At 63.3% G+C, this 22,114-nt stretch carries 18 protein-coding genes and 1 pseudogene; 12 read left to right on the top strand and 7 right to left on the bottom strand.

Features of this window, described 5'->3' with window-relative positions:
* Positions 1 to 870, bottom strand: a complete 870-nt coding sequence (locus AC0QUY_RS12710) for an amidohydrolase family protein (RefSeq protein WP_161853965.1) — start codon at positions 868 to 870, stop codon at positions 1 to 3.
* A 36-nt stretch (positions 871 to 906) separates the two neighbouring features.
* Positions 907 to 1,638: a TetR/AcrR family transcriptional regulator gene (locus AC0QUY_RS12705; RefSeq protein WP_475387068.1), complete on the bottom strand. Its 732-nt coding sequence runs from the start codon at positions 1,636 to 1,638 to the stop codon at positions 907 to 909.
* Positions 1,639 to 1,730: 92 nt separating this feature from the next.
* Between AC0QUY_RS12705 and AC0QUY_RS12700 the strand changes: the two genes are divergently transcribed.
* Positions 1,731 to 2,531, top strand: coding sequence for a transporter substrate-binding domain-containing protein (locus AC0QUY_RS12700; protein WP_475387067.1), 801 nt, complete (start codon positions 1,731 to 1,733; stop codon positions 2,529 to 2,531).
* 56 nt (positions 2,532 to 2,587) lie between these two features.
* On the top strand, positions 2,588 to 3,565 hold the full coding sequence (locus AC0QUY_RS12695) for a tripartite tricarboxylate transporter substrate binding protein (protein WP_475387066.1): 978 nt from the start codon (positions 2,588 to 2,590) through the stop codon (positions 3,563 to 3,565).
* 27 nt (positions 3,566 to 3,592) lie between these two features.
* Here the strand turns inward: AC0QUY_RS12695 and AC0QUY_RS12690 are convergent, their stop codons facing one another.
* Together AC0QUY_RS12690 and AC0QUY_RS12685 are read right to left on the bottom strand one after the other, a co-directional pair.
* A complete protein-coding gene (locus tag AC0QUY_RS12690; protein WP_475387065.1) occupies positions 3,593 to 4,855 on the bottom strand; it encodes an MFS transporter in 1,263 nt (420 codons plus the stop codon).
* Positions 4,856 to 4,937: 82 nt separating this feature from the next.
* Positions 4,938 to 6,686 (bottom strand): annotated as a pseudogene (locus tag AC0QUY_RS12685) (putative bifunctional diguanylate cyclase/phosphodiesterase); the annotation flags it as partial.
* Positions 6,687 to 7,292: 606 nt separating this feature from the next.
* On the opposite strand from AC0QUY_RS12685, the gene AC0QUY_RS12680 reads away from it, so the two are divergent.
* The 4 genes from AC0QUY_RS12680 (at position 7,293) to AC0QUY_RS12665 (ending at position 12,195) form a co-directional block, all read left to right on the top strand.
* Entirely contained in the window at positions 7,293 to 9,035 is a 1,743-nt protein-coding gene (locus AC0QUY_RS12680; RefSeq protein WP_161853960.1) for an ATP-binding protein, read from the top strand.
* Between the two features lie 111 nt (positions 9,036 to 9,146).
* Positions 9,147 to 9,731, top strand: coding sequence for a peroxidase-related enzyme (locus AC0QUY_RS12675; RefSeq protein WP_161853959.1), 585 nt, complete (start codon positions 9,147 to 9,149; stop codon positions 9,729 to 9,731).
* Positions 9,732 to 9,860: 129 nt separating this feature from the next.
* Positions 9,861 to 10,199: a hypothetical protein gene (locus AC0QUY_RS12670; protein WP_475387064.1), complete on the top strand. Its 339-nt coding sequence runs from the start codon at positions 9,861 to 9,863 to the stop codon at positions 10,197 to 10,199.
* A gap of 952 nt (positions 10,200 to 11,151) precedes the next feature.
* Positions 11,152 to 12,195 (top strand): alpha/beta hydrolase, encoded by a 1,044-nt coding sequence (locus AC0QUY_RS12665; protein WP_475387063.1) that lies wholly within the window; start codon positions 11,152 to 11,154, stop codon positions 12,193 to 12,195.
* 175 nt (positions 12,196 to 12,370) lie between these two features.
* Here the strand turns inward: AC0QUY_RS12665 and AC0QUY_RS12660 are convergent, their stop codons facing one another.
* Positions 12,371 to 12,856, bottom strand: a complete 486-nt coding sequence (locus AC0QUY_RS12660; protein WP_475387062.1) for a MarR family winged helix-turn-helix transcriptional regulator — start codon at positions 12,854 to 12,856, stop codon at positions 12,371 to 12,373.
* A 108-nt stretch (positions 12,857 to 12,964) separates the two neighbouring features.
* On the opposite strand from AC0QUY_RS12660, the gene AC0QUY_RS12655 reads away from it, so the two are divergent.
* From AC0QUY_RS12655 to AC0QUY_RS12630, 6 genes are all read left to right on the top strand, one after another.
* Complete coding sequence (locus AC0QUY_RS12655; RefSeq protein ID WP_475387061.1) at positions 12,965 to 14,890, top strand: FAD-binding monooxygenase; 1,926 nt, start codon at positions 12,965 to 12,967, stop codon at positions 14,888 to 14,890.
* Positions 14,891 to 15,122: 232 nt separating this feature from the next.
* Entirely contained in the window at positions 15,123 to 15,416 is a 294-nt protein-coding gene (locus AC0QUY_RS12650) for an acyl carrier protein (RefSeq protein WP_475387060.1), read from the top strand.
* A gap of 9 nt (positions 15,417 to 15,425) precedes the next feature.
* The gene (locus AC0QUY_RS12645) at positions 15,426 to 15,899 is read left to right on the top strand and encodes a 3-hydroxyacyl-ACP dehydratase FabZ family protein (protein ID WP_161853954.1); all 474 of its coding nucleotides are present in this window, start codon (positions 15,426 to 15,428) and stop codon (positions 15,897 to 15,899) included.
* Positions 15,892 to 17,091: a beta-ketoacyl-ACP synthase gene (locus tag AC0QUY_RS12640; protein ID WP_475387059.1), complete on the top strand. Its 1,200-nt coding sequence runs from the start codon at positions 15,892 to 15,894 to the stop codon at positions 17,089 to 17,091. The genes AC0QUY_RS12645 and AC0QUY_RS12640 overlap by 8 nt, the downstream gene beginning before the upstream one ends.
* 97 nt (positions 17,092 to 17,188) lie before the next feature.
* Entirely contained in the window at positions 17,189 to 18,466 is a 1,278-nt protein-coding gene (locus tag AC0QUY_RS12635) for a beta-ketoacyl-ACP synthase (RefSeq protein ID WP_475387058.1), read from the top strand.
* 19 nt (positions 18,467 to 18,485) lie between these two features.
* Positions 18,486 to 19,421, top strand: coding sequence for a lipid A biosynthesis lauroyl acyltransferase (locus AC0QUY_RS12630; RefSeq protein ID WP_475387057.1), 936 nt, complete (start codon positions 18,486 to 18,488; stop codon positions 19,419 to 19,421).
* Positions 19,422 to 19,829: 408 nt separating this feature from the next.
* On the opposite strand, the gene AC0QUY_RS12625 is transcribed toward AC0QUY_RS12630, so the two are convergent.
* Complete coding sequence (locus AC0QUY_RS12625; protein ID WP_475387056.1) at positions 19,830 to 20,936, bottom strand: polyamine ABC transporter substrate-binding protein; 1,107 nt, start codon at positions 20,934 to 20,936, stop codon at positions 19,830 to 19,832.
* 3 nt (positions 20,937 to 20,939) lie between these two features.
* Positions 20,940 to 22,112 carry an aminotransferase gene (locus tag AC0QUY_RS12620; protein ID WP_475387055.1) on the bottom strand — a complete coding sequence of 391 codons (1,173 nt, stop codon included), beginning with the start codon at positions 22,110 to 22,112 and terminating at the stop codon, positions 20,940 to 20,942.
* Positions 22,113 to 22,114: the final 2 nt, after the last annotated feature.

Here is a 22,114-nt window from a genome sequence, read left to right as displayed (position 1 = left end):
TTAGAACTCGAACAGCCGCGCCGGATTATCGACCAGAATCTTCTGCTGCAGGTCCGGCTCCGGCGCAAACAGCGGGATGAGATCGACCAGATCGCCGTCGTTGGGCATCACCTTGACGTTCGGGTGCGGCCAGTCGGTTCCCCAGATCACGCGGTCGGGCGCGGTCTCGACGATGCGGCGCGCGAACGGCACCGCGTCGTGGAATGGCGGTCCGCCCGACGACACCCGCTCGCAGCCGCATACCTTGACCCAGCATTTCTCGTCCCGGTTCATCAGCTCGATCAGTGTCCGGAACGGAAGCTGGGCGAGACCGTCAGACGCCTTGACGCGGCCCATGTGGTCGATGGTGTAGCGAACCGGCAATTTTGCCAGCATCTCGGCATATTCAGGCAGGTCGATCGCATCGAAATGCAGGTCGATATGCCAGTTAAGCGGCGCCACCATCGCGACGATGCGATGGAAAGCGCCCATGTCGGGCACTCCGCCGAGATGGCGCACAAAGTTGAAACGGCAGCCGCGAAAGCCGCCCTCATGCAGCTCGCGAAGGCCACGCTCGGTGATGGTATCATCGATATTGGCCACCGCGCGAAAAGTTCCGTTGCTCACCGCGATGGCGTCGAGCGCGACGCGGTTGTCAGTGCCGTGCACGCTGGCATTGACGATGACGGCGCGGCCGATTCCGAGCTTCTTGTGCAGTGCCTGGAAATCCTCCAGCGGCGCGTCGGGCGGCGTATAGGGCCGTCCCGGTGCGTAAGGATATTTGTCACCGGGGCCGAAGATGTGGGTATGCGCGTCGCACGCCAGCGCCGGCAGCTTGAATTTCGGCGTTCGCGTATCGGGATCGGGTCCGGGAATCGTGGGCTTGTTCATCGTGCCTTCTGCAGTGCTTGGGTTTTGCGCGCGTACCTATTCGGCCGGATTTTCTTTCCGCTTTCGGGCAGCCGCTACCGCGCGTGGCTGAACGGTCTTGGTCCGGCGTGACGCGCTGTCGATGTGATCGATGTCAGGCGCCTGCAACGAGGCCACTGTCGCCGAGACGAGTTGCTCGATCGCTTCCGCCATATCGGCGCCGTCCGCTTCGCCGCGGGAAAGCCGCGTCACCCGTTCCGGATTGACGAGGGTGTAATAGAGCGCGCCGAGCAGAAACTGCGACCGCCACACGATCGTCGTCCGCGGCAGATGCGGCAGGCTTTCTCCGATGGCATCGATGAAGGCATGCGTGGTGTCGTCGAAGATTTCCGCGATGATGCGCCCCACCACGGCGTTGCCTTCGGCCGACATCACGGCGCGCAACCGCGTGAACCGCGCCCCGCCGCCGGCAAGATCGGTGCTGGACGAAAACGCCGGCTGCACATAGGCCCGCACGATTGCTTCCAGACGGTCCTGCACGTCGCGTACGCGCTGTGCCGCCACCAATAGCTCGATGCGGCGCTTGTTCATCGGACCGCAATGGCGCTTGTAGATTTCCAGCAGCAGCCCGTCCTTGCTCTTGAAGTGATAGGTGATGCTGCCCGGATTGGCGCCCGCCTCCAGCGCGATGTCGCGGATCGACACGGCATTGAAGCCCTTGGTCGAAAACAGCAATTCGGCCGCGCTCAGGATGGCTTCCCGCATGTTGGGATTTCGCGTCATGGGCATTTGCTTTCCGCTCTCGACTTTTGTACGTTTGTACAAAATATCAGGTCTAGTCAACAAACATCTGGGCCGGGACGACAAGGGAGAGCGGCCGGATGCGCCGGATTATCGTTGCGTTTCTGATCGGTGCCGGGGCACTGGCCTGGCACGGCGCTGGCCTTGCCACCGACGCCGACCCGGAAACGCGGCTGATGATGGCGCCGTCAGGCGTCTTGCGGGCCGGACTCTATCCGGGCACGCCGACCTCGATCCTGCCGGACGCCGGAGCGGGCGAGCCGCGCGGCGTCGGTCACGATCTCGGCAAGGAGCTCGCGCGGCGGCTTGGCGTTCCCTATGAGCCGGTCGTGTTCGCCAAAAACGCCGACGTCCTCGCCGCCGTCAAAAATGGAGAGGTCGATGTCGCCTTCACCAACGCAACCGCGGTGCGGGCGCGGGATATGGATTTCGGCCCACACTTTCTCGAAATCGAGCTCGGCTATCTCGTCTCTCACGAGTCCACGCTGACCACGCTGGCAGAAATGGACTCGCCGGGACTGCGCATCGGCGTGACTGCAGGCAGTTCCACGGACGCCACCCTTACGCGCGATTTCAAACACGCCGAAATCGTCCGCGCCGCCACGTTCGACGTCGCGATCGAGATGCTGTCGGCCGGCGCGATCCATGCCTACGCAACCAACAAGGCCACGCTGTTCGAGATGGCGGAGAAATTGCCGGGCTCGAAAGTGCTCGAGGGACGCTGGGGAATCGAGCGGCACGCGATCGCTATCCCCAAAGGGCGCGATCAGGCAATGGCTTTTGTCCGCCAGTTCACGAACGAGGTGAAGTCGGAAGGCGTGGTCGGCGCCGCCATCGCACGCGCCGGATTGCGCGGCGCCGCGACGTCGCCTGCGGAATAGCGATGCGACGCGGCGCCTGAATTCTCAGTGATATCCAGCAACGAGAAACTTTTCTCATGATCCGACGCCGAACATTCGTCCGCACTATCGCCGCTGCAGCCCTCGTTTCACTCGCCGGCACAACTGTGCATGCGGAGACGTTCCCAACCAAAGCCGTGCGCATCCTGGTGCCCTACGCCGCCGGCGGCGCGGTCGACGTGCTGGCGCGCACGCTCGGGCAATCGCTGTCGAAGACCTGGGGCCAGCAGCCGGTCGTCGAAAACCGTCCGGGCGCCGGCGGGATCATCGCATCGCAGGCGCTCACGCAATCGCCGCCGGACGGCTACACGCTGATCCTGGTCGCAAGCGGCCATCCGCTGAACCAGTTCTTCTATCCAAAACTGCCCTACGACACCTTCAAGGACTTCACCGCCATCAGCGAGATCGCCTATTCGCCGCTCGCGATCGTGGTGTCCAAAAACAGTCCGGTGAAAAATTTGCAGGGGTTGCTGGCGACCGCGCGCGAAAAGCCGGACTCTTTATCCTACGGCATGTCCGGCAACGGCACCTCGGCCCATCTCGCCGGCGAGCTTCTGAACTACATGGACAAGGTCAAGATCCAGGCGATCCCCTACAAGGGCGGCGCCCCTGCCCTCACCGCCGTGATCGCGGGCGAGATTCCGATGAGCGTCAACCCGCTGCCGGAAGTCGTCGGCCAGCTCGAGGGCAATGCGGTGCGCGCCCTTGCCGTGACGACGGCGCAGCGCTCGAAGGCATTGCCCGATATTCCCACGGTCGCCGAAGCCGGCCTGCCCGGCTATGACGCCTCGGTCTGGTGGGGCTTTCTCGGCCCCGCCGGCATGGCGCCTGACCTTGTCGCCAAAATCCACGCCGATCTTGCCACCGCCCTGAAAGATCCGGTCGTGCTCACCGCGCTGGAAAAAATGGGCGCCACGCCGGTCGGCAATTCGCCCAGGGAGTTCGACGCCTTCATGCGCGCCGAAGCGGCGAAGTGGGAGCCGGTGCTGAAAGAGGCGAACATCAAGGTGCAGTGAGATGGTCGCGCCGGTTGCGCGGTCAGATCACCGCGCGTTCGCCGGCGCGTGCACGTGCCACAGATCGGCCCGCCAATGCAGCACGATCGCCAGCATCAAGGCGAGGCCGGCCGCCGCATAGAGCGTGCCGGTCGCCGCAAATCCGATCTCGTCGATCAGGCTGCCGGCGGCCAACAGGCCGATCGGCAGGCCGTAGATCACCATCATGCGCACGCCCATGACCCGGCCGCGAAAATTCTCGCTCGCAGTCCGCATCAGGATGACGGCGATCGAGATCATGGCGAGGCTTTGCGAGAAGCCCGCCACGACGAGGCACACGATCGCGGTCGGCACGGTCTGCATCTGCACAAACACCAGCAACGTCACATACCAGATGACGGTCGCGCCGATCATCAGTCGCGCCACGCGGATGCCGCCGAACAGGCTCAACAGGATCGAGCCGACCAGCGAGCCAATCGCAAAACTCGCCGACAGATACCCAAGCCCGGTCTGGTTGGTGCCGTAGATCGTCTTGGCGATATAGGGCAGCAGGCCGTTGGAGAGCGGATAGGCGGTCAGGTTGGCCAAAAATGCCACCCAGAGCGCGGCCTGCATCCGTGGCGTGGTCCAGCAATAGGCCACGCCCTCCTTGAGGTCGCGCAGCGGCGAGCGCTGCAATGCCTCGCTAGGGGCCTCGCCCGCCGAGTTCGTTTTCCTGGCCGGCACCACGATGCACAGCGTCAGCGCGGTTGCGGTAAGATAGAGGCAGACGATCGCCACATAGGCCGGGCCCATGCCGAGCGCGGCAAACAATCCGGCGCCGCTTAGCGCGCCGGCGATGCGCGCGGTGTCCATCGTCGTGCGCGAGATGCTGATCGCCCCGATCAACTGGCCATGCGGCATGATGGTCGCAACCAGTGCGCCGCGCACGCCGAGGTCCGATGGGCGAACGATGCCCATCACGGCCGCGACGATGAAGACATAGAGCGGAGCGAGGTGGCCGGACAGCGCCAGCGTCATCAGTACGGCCGCCAGCACCGCGTAGACCGCGCGCATCATCGCCAGCAGGTCGCGATGGCCGATGCGGTCGCCGACGACGCCGAACATCGGCGCTACCAGCGTACCGATATAGCCAAGCGAGGCGAATAGCGTGAGCAGCAGCACCGAGCCGGTCTCGACCAGCACATACCAGCCGAGAATGATCAGCTCCATCTCGAACGCCCACGAGGTGAGCAGATCGGCGGGCCACTGAAAACGGTAATTCCTGACACGAAATGGTGCGAGCGCCGAAGGCCGCGCCGGCTCGCTCAAGATGCGTTGTCGCGATTCATCGCGGTTCACCCTGCCCTGTTTCTTATTATGCAGAACTGGATAGCAAGCCGGGGGCGGCGTTTCAAGCAGCCGACATCGCTCGTCCGCTATGCGTCAGCAATAGCCGCCTCACCTCCGCGGCCGCTATCGCAGGGCTGAACAGATAGCCCTGCATCTCGTTGCAGCCGAGGATGTACAGCAAGTTCCTCTGCTGCTCGGTTTCGACGCCCTCCGCCGTCGTCATCATGTCGCTGGCGGCGGCGATGTTCACCACGGCCTGGACGATCGACGAGGATGCGCCGGGGCCGGCGATATCCCGGATGAAGGAGCGGTCGATCTTGATCTTGTCGAACGGGAATCGCTGCAGATAGCTGAGCGAGGAATAGCCGGTACCGAAATCGTCCAGCGCGATCCGCACGCCCAGCTTGCGCAACTGATGCAGCGCGTCCAGCGCCGCGTCGTCGCGAATGAGTACGGCCTCCGTGATTTCGAGTTCGAGCCTGCTGGCAGTCAGGCCGGAGGCAGCCAGCGCTGCCGCCACGTTCAATGCCAGCGACTGGCTTCTGAACTGCACCGGCGAAACGTTGACCGCGACGCGGACATGATCCGGCCAGGTGACAGCTTCGGCGCAGGCCGCGTTGAGCACCCATTGGCCGAGTTCATTGATGAGGCCGCTCTCTTCCGCAATCGGAATGAATTCCGCCGGCGAGATCATGCCACGTTCGGGATGCCGCCAGCGCAGCAGCGCCTCGCAGGATGAGATCTTGCCGTCCTCGATATTCACCACCGGCTGATAATGGGTCTCGAGCCTGCCGTCGCTGATCGCCTGGCGCAGCTCCAGCTCCAGGCCGCGCCGCGCCTTGGCGCGCTGGTCCATGCCGGCCTCGAAGAAGCGATAGGTTCGCCGTCCGTCGCCCTTGGCACCGTAGAGCGCGAGATCTGCATTCCTCAACAACTGGTCGAGCTCCACCCCATCGCCGGGGGCAAGCGCGATGCCGATGCTGGCATCGGTGCTGATCAGATGCCCCGTGCAATCAAGCGGCTGCCTGATCGCCGAATAGATTTCGTCAACAAGCCCTGTAGTTTCCGAGCGGTCCTTGATAGCGGTTTGAATCACGGCGAACTCGTCGCCGCCGAGCCGAGCCGCCACATCGCTTTCCTTGAGGCAAGCGCGCAGGCGCTCGGCGACGCCCTTGAGCAACTCATCGCCAACCGCGTGGCCGAGCGCGTCGTTGACGCTCTTGAACTCATCGATGTCGATATAGAGCACCGCGAGTTGCTCGCCGGGCCGGATCGCCTTGAGCAACTGTTCCAGCCGCTCGCGGAACAGCAGCCGGTTCGGCAGTTCGGTCAGCCCGTCATAATGCGCCAGATGCGCGATCTTCTCCTCGGCGCGTGTGCGCTCGGTGATGTCTTCGATTGTAGCGACCCAACCGCCGCCCTTCAGCGGCCGGTTGATGATCTCGATCGCGCGGCCACCCGGCGCTTCCGTGAGCTGGCGCGTGGCCTTGCCGAGCCTCACCGTTTGGATGATCGCGTTGCAGAATTCATCGACATCGCCGTCGAATGATCCGGTTTCCTTGCGATGGGCGATCAGCTGCTGCATGGTGCAGCCGGGCTTGGCCACGTCGCGAGACAATCCGAACATCTCGAGATAGGGCTCGTTGCAAATGATGATCCGCGCGGATGCATCATAGAGAACAAGGCCTTGCGGGATGTTGTTCACGGCAATCGAGAGCTGGCGCCGCTCGGTCGCCAGCCGCTGATCGGTCAGGCGATCGCGCCTCACCAGGAGACCGGCGATCACGGACAGAACGGCGACGAGCGCAAGCAACACGCGTTCGCGAAGACTCCATGCCGTGGGATCGGCCGCAATCACCGCCGCAAGCAGAATCCCGCACACCACAAGAAGTTTGACCGTTCCGCTTCCGAGCGCAAAACCGGCCGGACCGCCCGATATTTGATAACCGCCGTCGTTGCTCACCCGACATGCCTTTGGAATGCGACAGAGGTCCGTGCAATGGAACTCAGACCGCAAATCGCGCGCCCCGCGGCATTGTTGCGTAGTACTGATGGAGGCCGCGTTACAACTTGCAGTTAGCAATCGGTTACCACGCACACGCGTCGGCTCCGATCCGCAATCCCAAATCAAGAGGTTACCGGGAGGCGGATCACGGGCCGCGCCTCTCGTCCAGAGTGGTAAATGAACGATTAATTCGCGAACGGCGTTGCATGCAGCGAGAAATGCAAGAAAGCCCTTATTTTCCAGCGCAACTCGCAGCCGGCAGCGCTGACGGAGCTTTGCTGCGAAAACGAATCCTGACCGAGATGCCGCAGATTTAGCTGATACGGAATCGCGCCGGTTTAACCGTTTCGCTAGTCGGCGCCGCCCATAATGGAGGTCAGACCCCAATTCTAGAGATCCAGGTTCAACACCGTGACATCCTTCGGACGTGTCATTTCCGTGCGCGGCTCGCAGGCCCGGGTCGGACTTCTGGCGACAGGCCAGATGCCCGTCTCCGAAGTGCGCGCCACCGTCGGCCGCTTCATCAGCATTCGCTGCGCCCAGTCCACGATCGTTGCGATGCTCACCGAGGTATCCTGCGAGGATCTGCCGAGCTCCGACAACTATATTGCGAGCGCCTCGGTCGACCTGCTCGGCGAAATTTCCGGCGGCGAGCGTCCCAAATTCCAGCGAGGCGTCACCAATTATCCGACGATCGGCGATGACGTCGACCTCATCACGGCCCAGGACCTGCGCACCGTCTATGCGCCGAGCGGATCGGACCAGATCAATGTCGGCACCCTGCAGCAAGACCGCTCGGTGATCGCCTATGTCGACGTCGAGGAAATGCTCTCCAAGCACTTCGCCGTCCTCGGTTCCACCGGCGTCGGTAAATCGACCAGCGTGTCGTTGCTGCTCAACGAGATCCTGAAAGCACGGCCGAACCTGCGGGTTTTCCTGCTCGACGTGCACAACGAATATGGCCGCTGCTTCGGCGACCGCGCGCTGGTGCTCAACCCGCGCAATTTGAAGCTGCCGTTCTGGCTGTTCAACTTCGAAGAGATCGTCGACGTGTTGTTCGGCGGCCGGCCCGGCGTGCCCGAAGAGCTCGACGTTCTCGCCGAAGTCATCCCGATGGCGAAGGGACTCTACACCCAGTATCAGAACTCCGACCGGCTCGGGCTGAAGCGCGTCGACCCGAAGTCGGGCGGCTACACGGTGGATACGCCGGTGCCGTACCGGCTGGTCGATCTGATCTCGCTGATCGACGAGCGGATGGGCAAGCTGGAGAACCGCTCCTCGCGCATCATCTATCACAAGCTGATTTCGCGCATCGAAACGGTGCGCAACGATCCGCGCTACGCCTTCATGTTCGACAACGCCAATGTCGGCGGCGATACCATGGCGGAAGTCATCAGCCATCTTTTCCGCCTGCCGGCCAATGGCCGGCCGATGACCATCATGCAGCTCGCCGGCTTCCCCGCCGAAGTCGTCGATTCCGTGGTGTCGGTGCTGTGCCGCATGGCGTTCGATTTCGGCCTGTGGAGCGACGGCGTGTCGCCGCTTCTGTTCGTCTGCGAAGAGGCGCACCGCTACGCCTCGGCCGACCGCAACATCGGTTTCGGCCCGACCCGGAAAGCCGTCTCGCGCATCGCCAAGGAGGGCCGCAAATACGGCGTCTTTCTCGGCCTCGTCACCCAGCGTCCGGCCGAACTTGACGCCACCATCATCTCCCAGTGCAACACGCTGTTTGCGATGCGCCTTGCCAACGACCGCGACCAGGCGCTGCTGCGCTCGGCCGTCTCTGACGCCGCCGCAAACCTCTTGTCCTTCGTGCCTTCGCTCGGCACCCGCGAGGTGCTGGCCTTCGGCGAAGGGGTGGCGCTGCCGACGCGCCTGCGCTTCAAGGAGGTGCCGGTCCACCAGTTGCCGCGCAGCGAAGCCACCATCGCGTCCGTGCCGTCGGTCGCCGCCGGCCATGACATGCACTTCGTCTCCGCCGTGCTGGACCGTTGGCGTGGCGCCACCTCCAACCGCGACGTGCCGAACGATCCCGGCATCGGCGGCGAGCGGCCCGCCGCCCGTATCATGACGCCGGTGGAAGCGCCGATGCTGCAGCCCTCGATGGGGCTCGATCCCGACCGCTTCTCGCTCTTGAAAAAGCCGCTGCGCTGAGGCGCCACAGCCTTGCGCGATTCTCGCGCGCGCGGCGGTATGCACCTGGCCGCGAAACGCGATATGGTTCCGGCAACGCCGCATCCCGCGGCCTTGAGCCGGAACCCCTTCATGACCAAGCCTGCCGCCCCGCGATTTCAGCCGCCCGCCATCGACAAGCTGCCGGAGGATATCCGCACCCGGATTCTTGCGGTGCAGGAGAAATCCGGCTTCGTGCCGAATGTCTTCCTGACGCTGGCCTATCGTCCGGACGAATTTCGCGCCTTCTTTGCCTATCATGACGCGCTGATGGAGAAGGACGGCGGGCTGACCAAGGCCGAGCGCGAGATGATCGTGGTGGCGACGAGTAGCGCCAACCAGTGTCACTACTGCGTGATCGCGCATGGCGCGATCCTGCGCATCCGGGCCAAGAACCCGCAGATCGCCGACCAGATCGCGGTCAACTACCGCAAGGCCGACATCACGCCGCGCCAGCGCGCCATGCTCGAGTTCGCCATGAAGGTGAGCCGAGCGGCGAACGAGGTGTCGGAGGCCGATCTTGCCGAAGTCGCCGGCCACGGCTTTTCCGACGACGACATCTGGGACATCGCGGCGATTTCGGCCTTCTTCGCGCTGTCGAACCGGCTGGCCAACGTCACCGCGATGCGCCCGAACGATGAGTTCTACATGATGGGGCGGCTGTCGAAGCAGGGCTGAGCCGGCCGGCGAGCGCCCAGTTCCAGGCATTGCGGGTCGGGATGGCTGTCCCGCGTCGATCAAGATTTCATGTTGGAAGTTCAGCCGCCGTGCTAAAAAGACGAACTGATTTCTCGCGGATCGACGGCAGTGAAAACCCAGCGGCCCTTTAGCTCGGACGAAGAGCATGTCGTGCTCAAGTTCCGGCCGCGCACCTCCGCCCATCCGCCTGCCCGGCGGGACCAACCCGAGCCAGCGAAGGCGCAGCCGGCGGCGAACGACCTTTCCCGCTATGAGCGGCCGCGCGATGAGGGCGACGATTTCCGTCACCGCATGCTCGCCAATGTCGCCGCCTTCGCCTTCACCGTGGCGCTCACCGCGATCGGCATCTGGCTCGCGGTCAGCATCGCCGATCTCCGCAAGACTCAGGACTGCGTGCTGATGGGCCGGCGCGATTGCGCGCGGATTTCGGTGACGCCGCACGGGTAGTCGTGTGGACAACGACCTATTCGGTTTTCAAACAGCCGGCATGTAGCCCGGATGGAGCGTAGCGCAATCCGGGAATCGTCACCCGCATTGACACTGCCCCGGATTTCGCTGCGCCCCATCCGGGCTACGCGGTTCAACGCTTCGCTCGCGATGACATGGCTACAGTTTCGCATTCTCGCGACACCATGCGCCCGAGTTTTGCAAATCGTTCACCCCCAAAAGTGAGAGGGCGCAGGGAATGCCGGGTGCTTTGCTGCACCCGCGGTCTCGTGTGCAAATGCACTTAAGGAAATGCGCACACGAGCATACAGGTACAGCCGGAGCAGCCCGGCATTCCCTGCGCAGTGGGTTTACGGCTTATGCCGCGCTCTCCCTGGAGACGAATTCCTCTTGCCTCCATCACCGGCGAATTGGCGGTTCACCGAAACTCGGTCGAGCTTCGAAAACCTCCGCCGGCTTGACACCAGCCACGGGCGCCAGGACCACACGGTTTTGCCGTACGCAGCTTCCTCTGCCAAAGACGTCAGCCAGCCAAGTGCTGCCGGCCGAAGTTCCTGGCGGAAGCGTTTAAGCGCCGTACGTCCTGCGCGCCGCGCTCGCTCACGGAGAACCGCCCTGCGAACACTTCTCGCGCCCGACGCTGCCGCGTCCACCGCAACCCGCTCCAACGTTCGTGACGATGGCCAACGCCCCTCTTCTCGGAACGGGATGGCCGATTTGTAAGCGTGATTTGGGCTGACGGCGAAGCTGTATATTTTTCCGCGCACGACTGGACGGGGCAAATCAGCTTGAAGTTGTTGAAGAAAATCGTGCGAACGCGCAGCGCATCTTTAGCTCCGATTAGTCACCGTCAGACCCATCCGCTTTCGTCACCGGGCGAGAATTAGATGCACGGCGAGCGCAATTGCCGTTACGTTACGTAGGCCGAAACAAAGAAAATACGAGGGAGGCTATGGTGAGACTTTCGATCGCGACCGCAGGCTTTTTTCTCGCAACGCTGCTTTCCATTCCGGCGCTGGCACAGACGAGGCCCCTGGTGACCGAAGAGATGATGGTCAAGACTTCCGATCCCGGCATCGAAATCTACGTCCGCAACAAGCGGCCGGCTGACATGACGTCGTTCCGCCCCGAGCAAACCGTGCTCTACGTGCACGGCGCGACCTATCCGTCCGAGACGGCGTTCGACCTCAAGCTCGATGGCCTGTCCTGGATGGAATACATCGCCGCGCGCGGCTACGACGTCTGGCTTCTCGACCTGCGCGGCTACGGCAAATCCACGCGGCCGAAGGAAATGGCCGACAAGCCCGAAGCCATTCCGCCCATCGTGAACGGCGAGACCGCGGTCAAGGACATCGGCACTGCCGTCGATTTCATCCTGCGGCACCGGAACATTCCGCGCCTCAACCTGCTCGGCTGGTCGTGGGGCACCACGCTGATGGCCACCTACACCACGCAGAACGCCGCGAAGGTCGAACGCCTCGTGCTCTATGCACCAAGCTGGATCCGGCAAACGCCTTCGCTGGTTCAGGCCGGCGCCGGCAAGCTCGGCGCCTACCGCATGGTCAATCGCGATCAGGCACAGGAACGTTGGTACACCGGCGTGCCCGAGGACAAGAAGGCCAGCCTCATCCCCGCCGGCTGGTTCGACGCCTGGGCGGCTGCGACCTTCGCAACCGATCCGGACGGTGCAACGATGAATCCGCCGGTGGTCCGCGCCCCCAACGGCGTCGTACAGGACGGCGCCGAATTCTTCGGCGCCGGCAAACCCTATTACGATCCCGCCAAGATCACGGTGCCAACTTTGTTGGTCGGCGCCGAATGGGACCGCGATACGCCGCCCTACATGGCGCAGACGCTGTTTCCGCTGCTGGTGAATTCGCCGGGCAAACGCTACGTCGCGCTGGCCGAGGGAACGCACAGCATCATCATGGAGCGCAATCGGCTGAAGTTGTTCGAAGCGGTGCAGGCGTTTTTGGATGAGGCGAAGAAGTCGTGAAGGCCGGTCCGGAAACGTAAGGGGGATCAGCGATAGCGTATTCGTGGTTCGTAGGATGGATGCAGCTCAGCGATACTCATCAATCGCGAGCCGAGACGCGATGGGTTTCGCTACGCTCTACCCATCCTACGGACTTTCGATTTGGTGCGGCGGATTACGCTGTCGCTAATCCGCCCTACGTCATTCGCGTCGCACTCACCGCATCCGCGCTCCGCAACGGCGCGCGGCTCAGTTCGTTGCCGGCGGCGATGGCTTTTCGCAACAGCCGCATCAAGTCCGCGCCCTCCTTTTCGGTGAGGCCGCGCAGCATGGTCCGCTGCGCCGCCTCGACGGCCGGCGTGATGGCGCGCAGCGTTCGCTTTCCGGCCTCAGTGATCTGCAGCTCGCGGGCGCGGCGGTCGCGGGGGCTGGGGTGGCGCACCAGCAAGCCTTTCTGCACGAGACGATCGACCACGCCGGTGATGGTGGTTCGGTCGTAGGCGATCAGGCCGGCAAGCGTCACCTGGTCGATGCCCGGGTTGAGCTTGATTGCCGCCAGCGCTGCGTACTGAACCGGAGTGAGGTCGAAGCCTGCCCCTTCGACCTCGGCGAGGAACACGGCCACCGCAATCTGCTGGAACCGGCGCGCCAGATGGCCCGGCATCTCGTTGTTATCTCTCACCGAACGCTCCAAGGCAGGTTTGAAGGCGGGTCTGGAATTGACAAGCGTACTGATAATCAGCATGCTGAGCAATATCCTAGGATGGCCGGAGACGGGAGGAGCCATCTCATGCAGTTTCACCTGAACGGATTCGAGCCGGGCGACCCTGAAGTCGCTGATCCCGTCGAGCGCGTCCTGCCTTCCGGCACCTCAGGACCAGTTCCGGCGGAAGTCGATGTGTTGATTGTCGGCTGCGGACCGGCAGGCTTGACGCTGGCCGCGCAGCTTGCGGCGTTTTCTGACATCAAGACCTGCATCGTCGAGCAAAAGCCGAGCCGGCTGCTGCGCGGCCAGGCCGACGGCATCGCGTGTCGCACCATGGAGATGTTTCATGCCTTTGGTTTCAGCGAGCGCGTGCTGAAGGAGGCCTGCTGGATCACGGAAACCACGTTCTGGAAGCCGGACGACGGCATGCCTGAAAACATCGTGCGCAGCGGCCGGGTTCAGGACGTCGAGGACGGGCTGTCGGAAATGCCGCACGTCATCCTTAACCAGGCGCGCGTGCATGATTGCTATCTCGATGTCATGCGCAAATCGCCGTCGAAGCTCGAGCCGTATTATTCACGGCGCCTGCTCGATCTTGAGATCTCGCCGACGGCGCGGTTCGAGGACCACGCGGTGACCGTGCGCCTTGAGCGGCTCGATGCCGGGCACCAGGGCGAGATCGAGACCGTCAAAGCTCGCTATGTCGTCGGCTGCGACGGCGCGCGCAGCACCGTGCGAAAGTCGATCGGGCGCGAGTTGCGCGGCGATTCCGCCAATCATGCCTGGGGTGTGATGGACGTCCTTGCCGTCACCGACTTTCCCGACATCCGCTTCAAGGTGCTGATCCAATCGGCCCGTGACGGCAGCATCATCGTGATCCCGCGCGAAGGCGGCTATCTCGTCCGGCTCTATGTCGAGCTCGCCAATCTCGACGCCGGCGAACGGGTCACGAGCCGCAACATCACCTCGGATGATCTGATCGCGAAGGCGCGGCGGATTCTTCATCCCTATACGCTCGACGTGAAGGAGATCGCCTGGTGGTCGGTCTATGAGATCGGCCAGCGGCTGACCGACAAGTTCGACGACGTGCCGGCGGAACAGGCCGCAACGCGCCTGCCCCGCGTGTTCATCGCCGGCGACGCCTGCCACACCCATAGCCCCAAGGCGGGCCAGGGCATGAACGTCTCGATGCAGGACGGCTTCAATCTCGGATGGAAGCTGGCTTCCGTGCTGCGCCGGCACAGCGCGCCGCATCTATTGCACAGCTACTCAGCCGAGCGGCAGGCCGTGGCGAAGGAGCTGATCGACTTCGACCGCGAATGGGCCGAAATCCTCGCTTCCGCCAAGGGCGACAACAAGGGCGCCGATGCGGCGAAAACCCAGGACTATTTCGTTCGGCACGGCCGCTATACCGCTGGTACTGCGACCCACTACCATCGGTCCATCCTCACCGCCGAACCCGATCACCAGCATCTCGCCAAGGGTTTTGTGATCGGCACGCGCTTTCATTCCGCGCCGGTCGTCCGGCTCTCGGACGCCAAGCCGATTCATCTCGGCCATGTCGCCAAGGCGGACGGTCGCTTCCGGCTTTTCATCTTTGCCGGCGCTGGCGATGCCGCGGCCGATAGCTCCCCTCTCCGCTCTCTGTGCGACTTCCTGAGCCAGAATCCAAAATCTCCCGTCAGAAGGCACACGCCTGCGGGCGCCGACATCGATTCAGTGATCGATGTCCGCGCCGTGTTCCAGCAGGCGCACACCGAACTGGCCATCGAAAGGATGCCGTCGCTGCTCCTCCCGCGCAAAGGACACTACGGGCTCATCGACTACGAAAAAATGTTCTGTCCCGATTTGAGGGGCGGCCATGACATCTTTTCGATGCGCGGGATCGATCGGGGCACGGGCTGCATGGTCGTTGTGCGACCGGACCAGTACGTCGCGCACGTGCTCCCGCTCGATGGCCATGGGGAATTTGGCGCCTATTTCGATGGCTTCATGTTGCGGGCGGATTGAACGCTGGGGTGATCGCGACGGGCTTTCGTTGATGCCACAGGCTGGCTCCCCGAAACCGCCATTTTCACCCCCAATTCCAATGCGGTGGGATCGGGCCCTTTCCATTGAACTCGGCGTCCCGCTCCGATATACGGGCACTCGACTCCGGCCGGGGGAACAGGGCCTTCCGGGGCCGCGCGCCCGCCTCCTCCAAGCCGTTCCGGATTTTCTCCAGTATATCAAAGGCTTAATGATGTCTTCCACATTCGATCAGATCGCCAACATTATCGCGGAGACCTGCGACATTCCGCGCGACACGATCAAGCCGGATAGCCACGCCATCGACGATCTGGGAATCGACAGCCTGGACTTCCTCGACATCGCCTTTGCCATCGACAAGGCGTTCGGGATCAAGATGCCGCTCGAAAAATGGACCCAGGAGGTCAACGACGGCAAGGCCACGACCGAGCAGTACTTCGTGCTGCAGAATCTCGCCGATCGCATCGACGAACTGGTCGCCGCCAAGAATGCAGCCACGGGCGCCTAGTCGCCCGCCATGGACCTTGATTACTTCAAGCTGATCGACCGCATCGTCGACCTCAATCTCGACGAGAAGAAAATTACGGTCGAGGCGCAGGTTCCGGCGTCGCATACGATCTTCGAAGGGCATTTTCCGGGTTTTCCGATCATGCCCGGCGTGCTGCTGACCGAAGCGATGGCGCAGAGCTCCGGCTGGCTGATACTCGGCGTCCTGAAGTTCGAGCGCATGCCGTTCCTGGCCATCGTGAAGGAAGCCAAGATGCGCGGGTTCGTCAGTCCCGGCCAGTTGCTGACGATCGAGGCGAAGCTCGAGCACGAAGGTTCCGGTTATGCCGTCACCAAGGTCAAGGGGCGCGTCGGCAAGGAGTTGAAGTGCAGCGCTGAACTCACCTTCGGCCTTGCCCCCTTCCCCGACCCGGCCTTGCGTGTGCACATGGACGCGATGGCCAACAAGATCGGCTTCCCACTGCAGGCGATTACGCATGACTGAGCCAAATTCCGCGCCCGCCAAGGAAGTCTGGATCACCGGCATCGGCATCGTCTCCTCGCTCGGCGAAGGGCTCGACGCGCATTGGGATGCGCTGAACGAGAAGAAGATCAACGTCGACGACAAGCGGTTCGCGCCCCACATCGTGCACCCGCTGGCGCCGGTTTCCTTCGACGCCCAAATCCCGAAAAAGGGCGACCAGCGCCAGATGGAAGCCTGGCAGCGCATCGGCACCTATGCCGCGGGGCTGGCGCTGGATTCGGCCGGCGTCAAAGGCAACAAGGAAATCCTTGCTAGAATGGACATGATCGTCGCCGCCGGCGGCGGCGAGCGCGATATCGCGGTCGATGCGGCTATCCTCAACGCCGATGCCAAGGGCAATTCGGGTCCGGGCTTTCTCAACGAACGGCTGATGAACGATTTGCGGCCGACGCTGTTCCTGGCCCAGCTCTCCAACCTGCTCGCCGGCAACATCGCTATCGTGCACGGCGTCTGCGGCACGTCGCGCACCTTCATGGGCGAGGAAGCCGCCTCGATCGATGCAGCGCGGATTGCGCTGGCACGGATCGAAAGCGGCCAAAGCGACATCGCGCTGGTCGGCGCGGCCCATAATGGCGAGCGTTCGGACTTGCTGATCCTCTACGAATTCGGCGACTTCAATCTGACCGATAAGTTCGCTCCCGTCTGGCAACGCGAAGGCAAGAGCGGCTTCGCGCTCGGCTCCGCCGGCTGCTTCCTGGTCCTGGAGTCGCGCGAGCACGCCGAAGCCCGCGGCGCCAAGCCCTATGCCAGACTGACCAAGGTGGTCGCCGACCTTGCGCAGCGCAAGCAGCCGGGCGCAGTGACCAAATCGCTCGAAGCGATGTGGCCGAAGCTCGGCGTCGGCGACAGCGGCACCTTGATCACGGGAGCGACCGGGGCCGAGCCGGTGACCTCGGACGAGAAGGCGTTTCTGCGCCAGCACCCCGGATTTGCGGTCCGCGCTACCGGAACCATGTTCGGCCACACGCTGGAAACCCAGTTTCCGCTCGGCCTGGCGCTGGCCGCGCTCTCGATCTCCCGCGGTGCGCTGTTTCCGCCCAACGACCCGACCGGGCTCGAGGTTGAAAAGGCTGACAGCCCCGACCAGATTGTCGTGGTGGGGGCCGGTCACTGGCAGGGCGAAGGCATGGCCCTGGTCGAGGCCATCAAGTAGCGCCTGATTCCCGCAAGCAAGCTTGCGGCATCACGGCCAGAGCAAGAGATGAGCGCGAGAGCGCTTCCAATTACGGCGCAGCATCGACGGGGGAACCATGTCAGCACCACGCGATAAACTCGGCAGGCCGATCGTCGTCGTCACCGGCATGGGCGTGGTGACCTCGCTCGGCGCCGGCAAGACGGACAATTGGACCCGGCTGACCGCGGGCGAATCCGGCATCCGGACCGTGACGCGCTTTCCGATCGACGGCCTGAAGACGAACATGGCCGGTACCGTCGATTTCGTCACCGTGGAGCCGTTCTCGTCGACCGGCCTCACCGAGCGTCTCGCCGAGATGGCGACCGAGGAAGCCCTCGAACAGGCTAATATCGGCGGCAAGGCCGATTTTCCAGGGCCGCTGTTTCTCGCAGTCGCGCCGGTCGAGGTCGAGTGGCCGCAGCGGCTCGAACTCGGACGCGCCGTCGGCAGAACCGATTTCGACTACGGGGATATGCTGCGCGTCAGCGGCGGCGGACGGTTCACCGCATATCATCGCCGCTTCATGTTCGGTTCAGTGGCGAGCTTTCTCGCCGAAAAGTTCGGCACCAAGGGATCGCCGATCTCGCTTTCCACCGCCTGCGCGTCGGGTGCAACTGCAATCCAGCTCGGCGTCGAGGCGATCCGCCGCGGCGAGGCTGACGCTGCGCTGTGCGTTGGCGCCGACGGCTCGGTGAACCCCGAAGCGATGGTGCGCTTCTCGCTATTGTCGGCGCTGTCGACGCAGAACGATCCGCCGCAGGCCGCATCAAAACCGTTCTCCAAGAACCGCGACGGTTTCGTGATGGCGGAAGGCGCCGGCGCGATGGTGCTGGAAAGCTATGAGTCGGCGATGGCCCGCGGCGCCAAGATTCTCGGCGTGGTGGCCGGCTGCGGCGAGCTGACCGACTCGTTCCACCGCACCCGCTCCAGCCCCGACGGAAAGCCGATCATCGGCTGCATGCGCAAGACGCTTGCCGATGCCGGCCTCGAGCCGGAACAGATCGACCACATCAACGCCCACGGCACTGCGACGCCGGAAAACGACAAGATGGAATACAACACGACCGCGGTCGTGTTCGGCGAGCATCTGCCGAAAATCCCAGTGTCGTCGAACAAGTCGATGGTCGGGCATACGATCTCGGCGGCCGGCGCGGTGGAAGCCGTGTTCTCGCTGCTGACGCTGGAGCACCAGCGGATTCCGCCGACCATCAATTACGAGATTCCGGACCCGTCGATCCTGTTCGACGTGGTCGGCAACACCGCGCGCGATGCCAAGGTCACGGCGGTGATGTCGAACTCGTTCGGTTTCGGCGGGCAGAACGCTTCGCTGATCCTGACGCGCGAACCGGTGTAGCAGCACGTCACTCATCACGATGAACCGCCTGCTCCTACGCACCAAGGCGCGCCTGCGCGACGCCGCCAAGCCGGTAGCGGAAGCCGCCGTCGGCGCGCTGACGATCGCCCTGCTCCGCACCACACGCTATTTTGATCCGGACAAAACAGCCAATTTCTTCGGCCGCGTCACTCGCTTCATCGGCCGCCGGCTGCGCGAGGATCGCATCGGGCGCGAAAATCTCACGGCTGCGTTCCCCGAGAAATCGCCGGAAGAGATCGAGACCATCCTGGCCGGTGTCTGGGACAATCTCGGCCGCATCGGCGCCGAATTCGCCCATCTCGACCACATCTGGGACTACGACCTCGAGCAACCGGACAAGCCAAGCCGCATCGAATTCACCCCGCGGACCAAGCAGATTTTCGATGCCCTGCGCGACGACGGCAAGCCTGCGATCATTTTTGCCAGCCATCTCGGCAATTGGGAGATCCCGGCGCTCGGCGCGGTCGCCCATGGGCTCGATTGCGCAATCCTGTTCCGCCGTCCCAACATCGAGGCCGCCGACCGCGCCATCGAGCGGATCCGCGCCGTCAAGATGGGCACGCTGGTGCCGGCCGGCCGCGACGCGCCGCTCAAGCTTGCGGAAGCCCTGCAGAGGGGCCAGCACGTCGCGATGCTGGTCGATCAGTACATGGGCAACGGCGTCGAGGTGACGTTCTTCGGCCGCAAGACCAAGGCCAACCCGACGCTGGCGCGGCTCTTACGGCAGGTCGAATGCCCCGTGCACGGCGTGCGCATCATCCGCCTGCCCAACCACCGTTTCCGCGCCGAACTCTCCGAAGAGGTCAAGCCGGTGCGCGACGCCGCAGGCCAGATCGACATCCAGGGCACGATGCAGGCGGTGACGAATGTGATCGAAGGCTGGGTGCGGGAATATCCGGACCAGTGGCTGTGGCTGCACAGAAGGTGGCGGTAGCGCAGCGAGCGTAGCCCGGGTGAAGCCAACGGGTCGCGCGAACGCGCGCCCCGTTGGCTCCATCCGGGCTACGTAACGCGCCCGCTTTCCCTACCCGCCGAACAGCAGGCCGAGGCTCCACGCCTTCATCGCCACCGTCGCTCCCAGAACGAAGATGATCTGCAGCAGCGTGCGCGTTGAGAAGAAGGCGAGAATATTGGTCATGTGATGCTCCCGGAGGGAGCTATAGATTCTCGCTTGGGTTCCGGCAACCGGAGTCTGTGGCCCAGATGAGGATTGTGCACTGGACCTCTCCACGTCATTGCGAGGAGCGTAAGTGACGAAGCAATCCATACTTTCTTCGTGGCGCTATGGATTGCTTCGCTTCGCTCGCAATGACGGCGGAGAGAGGTTCGTGCGCCTTACCGGTCACTTCCCCGTCTTCACCCTGGTCCACAGCCGGTTGATCACACGTTGCGTGGCGGGGTCGCGGGCCTGGATGACAAACAGCTTTTTCTGCGTCGCCTCGTCTGGATAGATGTTTCTGTCGTTCAAAATCTTCGGATCGACCAGCTTCTGGCTGGCCAGATTACCGTTGGCGTACGACAAAAAGTCGGAGTTCTTGGCGGCGACGTCGGGGCGGTAGAGATAGTTGATCAGCTCATAGGCTTCCGCGACGTTCTTGGCGTCCGCGGGGATCGCGAGATTGTCGAAGAACATCTGCGCGCCCTCTTTCGGAATCGTGTAGCCGATCTCGATGCCGTTCTTGGCTTCCGCGGCGCGGCTGCGTGCCTGCATGATGTCGCCCGACCAGCCCACGACGAAACAGATCTCGCCGGAGGCCAGCGCGCCCAGATACTCCGACGAATGAAACTTGCGGACATTGGGCCTGATCTTGCTGACGAGCTCGGCAGCCTTTTCCAGGTCCGCCTGCTTGGTCGAGTTCGGATCGATGCCGAGATAGCTCAAGGCCGCCGGCAGAATGTCGTCGGCGGAATCCAGCATGTGGATGCCGCAGTCTTTGAATTTTGCGAGATTTTCCGGCTTGAAGACGATATCCCAGCTATCGATCTTGGCATCGGCCCCGAGAATCTTCTGCGCGGTCTTGACGTTGTAGCCGATGCCCGTGGTGCCCCACATGTAATTGGCGGCGTAGTTGTTGCCGGGATCGTAGGTGGCGAGCTGGCTGGTCACGACCGGCCAGGCGTTGGCGAGATTGGGCAGCTTCGACTTGTCGAGCTTAAGGAAGACCTTTGCCGTGATCTGGCGTTGCAGGAAGTAGCCGGTCGGCACCACGACGTCGTAACCTGACTTGCCCGCCAGAAGCCGCGTCTCCAGCGTCTCGTTGGCGTCGAAAGTGTCGTAGACCACCTTGATGCCGGTTTCCTTGGTAAAATCCTCCAGCACCCCCGGGGCCATATAGTTCGACCAGTTGTAGAAGTTCACCGTGCGCTCCTGCGCCGACACAGGCGAGAGCGTCAGCGCCACCGCGAGCGCGCCAAAAAGGCGCAGCGAAACTCCAGTCGAATTGCGCATCTTCTACCTCTTGCGCCGGCCGTGCACCGCGTCCGACAGCCGCTCCAGCGCGGTGTCCAGCGTCTCGTCCTTCTTGGAAAAACAGAACCGCACCACCGAGGTCACCGCGTCCTGCTCGTAGAACGCCGAGACCGGGATCGCCGCGACCTTGTAGTCGGTCACGATACGCTTGCAGAACTCGACGTCGGTTTCATTCAAGCCGAGCGGTGACAGGTCGACGGTGAGGAAGTACGTGCCTTGCGATTGCAGCACGGGAAAGCCGATACTCTCCAGCCCTTTTGTGAGGCGGTCCCTGCTCCGCGCCAGATCCCTGCGCATGTCGTAGAAATATTCGTCAGGCTTGCCGAGCCCGTAGGCCACCGCCGACTGCAGGTTCGGCGCGGTGGTGAAGGTCAGGAACTGGTGCACTTTTGCGGCCACCCGCAACAGCGGCGGCGCGGCGCAGACGAAGCCGACCTTCCATCCCGTCAGCGAAAATATCTTGCCGGCGCTGCCGACCTTGATGGTGCGATCCCGCATGCCCGGGATCGTGATCAGCGGGATATGCTCGCGGCCGTCGAAGATCACATGCTCCCAGACCTCGTCACAGATCGCGATGGTGTCGAACTTCTGGCAGAACCGCGCCAGCAGCTCGAGATCTTCGCGGGGATAGACGACGGCCGCCGGGTTGAGCGGATTGTTGAACAGCACCGCCTTGGTCTTCTCGTTGAAGACGCTGGCCAGCATCTCTTCCGTCAGCCGCCAGCCCGGCGGCTCCAGCCGCAACAGGCGCGGAATTCCGCCGGCCTGACGGATGATCGGCAGATAGCTGTCATAGACCGGCTGGAACACCACGACTTCGTCGCCGGGCTCGACGACGGCGAGGATGGACGCCGTCAGCGCCTCGGTGCCGCCCGAGGTCACCATCACTTCCGTCATCGGATCGAGGGAAAGCTTGTGCCAGCGGCCGTAATGGGCGGCGATAGCCTGCCGCAGTTCCGGGATGCCCATCATCGACGGGTACTGGTTGTAGCCGTTCACGGTGGCATCGGCCGCGGCGCGGCGGATGTCCTCCGGCCCGGGATCGTCGGGAAAGCCCTGGCCGAGATTGATGGCGTTGTTGTCGCGGGCGGCCTGCGACATCGCCTCGAAGACGGTGACGGGAAGGTCGGCAAAGACCTTGTTCATGGATGTCATGG

Source organism: Bradyrhizobium sp. WYCCWR15520 (assembly GCF_056174665.1).
The sequence above is the reverse complement of the archived record's forward strand: the minus strand, read 5'-3'. Positions and strand labels throughout refer to the sequence as shown.

Excerpts from the sequence above, each read along its gene's own strand:
- AC0QUY_RS12695 (WP_475387066.1), top strand. The coding sequence starts at position 2,588 with ATGATCCGACGCCGAACATTCGTCCGCACTATCGCCGCTGCAGCCCTC.
- AC0QUY_RS12665 (WP_475387063.1), top strand. The coding sequence starts at position 11,152 with ATGGTGAGACTTTCGATCGCGACCGCAGGCTTTTTTCTCGCAACGCTG.
- AC0QUY_RS12635 (WP_475387058.1), top strand. The coding sequence starts at position 17,189 with ATGTCAGCACCACGCGATAAACTCGGCAGGCCGATCGTCGTCGTCACC.
- AC0QUY_RS12645 (WP_161853954.1), top strand. The coding sequence starts at position 15,426 with ATGGACCTTGATTACTTCAAGCTGATCGACCGCATCGTCGACCTCAAT.
- AC0QUY_RS12625 (WP_475387056.1), bottom strand. The coding sequence starts at position 20,936 with ATGCGCAATTCGACTGGAGTTTCGCTGCGCCTTTTTGGCGCGCTCGCG.
- AC0QUY_RS12710 (WP_161853965.1), bottom strand. The coding sequence starts at position 870 with ATGAACAAGCCCACGATTCCCGGACCCGATCCCGATACGCGAACGCCG.
- AC0QUY_RS12650 (WP_475387060.1), top strand. The coding sequence starts at position 15,123 with ATGTCTTCCACATTCGATCAGATCGCCAACATTATCGCGGAGACCTGC.
- AC0QUY_RS12705 (WP_475387068.1), bottom strand. The coding sequence starts at position 1,638 with ATGCCCATGACGCGAAATCCCAACATGCGGGAAGCCATCCTGAGCGCG.
- AC0QUY_RS12675 (WP_161853959.1), top strand. The coding sequence starts at position 9,147 with ATGACCAAGCCTGCCGCCCCGCGATTTCAGCCGCCCGCCATCGACAAG.
- AC0QUY_RS12630 (WP_475387057.1), top strand. The coding sequence starts at position 18,486 with ATGAACCGCCTGCTCCTACGCACCAAGGCGCGCCTGCGCGACGCCGCC.
- AC0QUY_RS12655 (WP_475387061.1), top strand. The coding sequence starts at position 12,965 with ATGCAGTTTCACCTGAACGGATTCGAGCCGGGCGACCCTGAAGTCGCT.
- AC0QUY_RS12640 (WP_475387059.1), top strand. The coding sequence starts at position 15,892 with ATGACTGAGCCAAATTCCGCGCCCGCCAAGGAAGTCTGGATCACCGGC.
- AC0QUY_RS12620 (WP_475387055.1), bottom strand. The coding sequence starts at position 22,112 with ATGACATCCATGAACAAGGTCTTTGCCGACCTTCCCGTCACCGTCTTC.
- AC0QUY_RS12700 (WP_475387067.1), top strand. The coding sequence starts at position 1,731 with ATGCGCCGGATTATCGTTGCGTTTCTGATCGGTGCCGGGGCACTGGCC.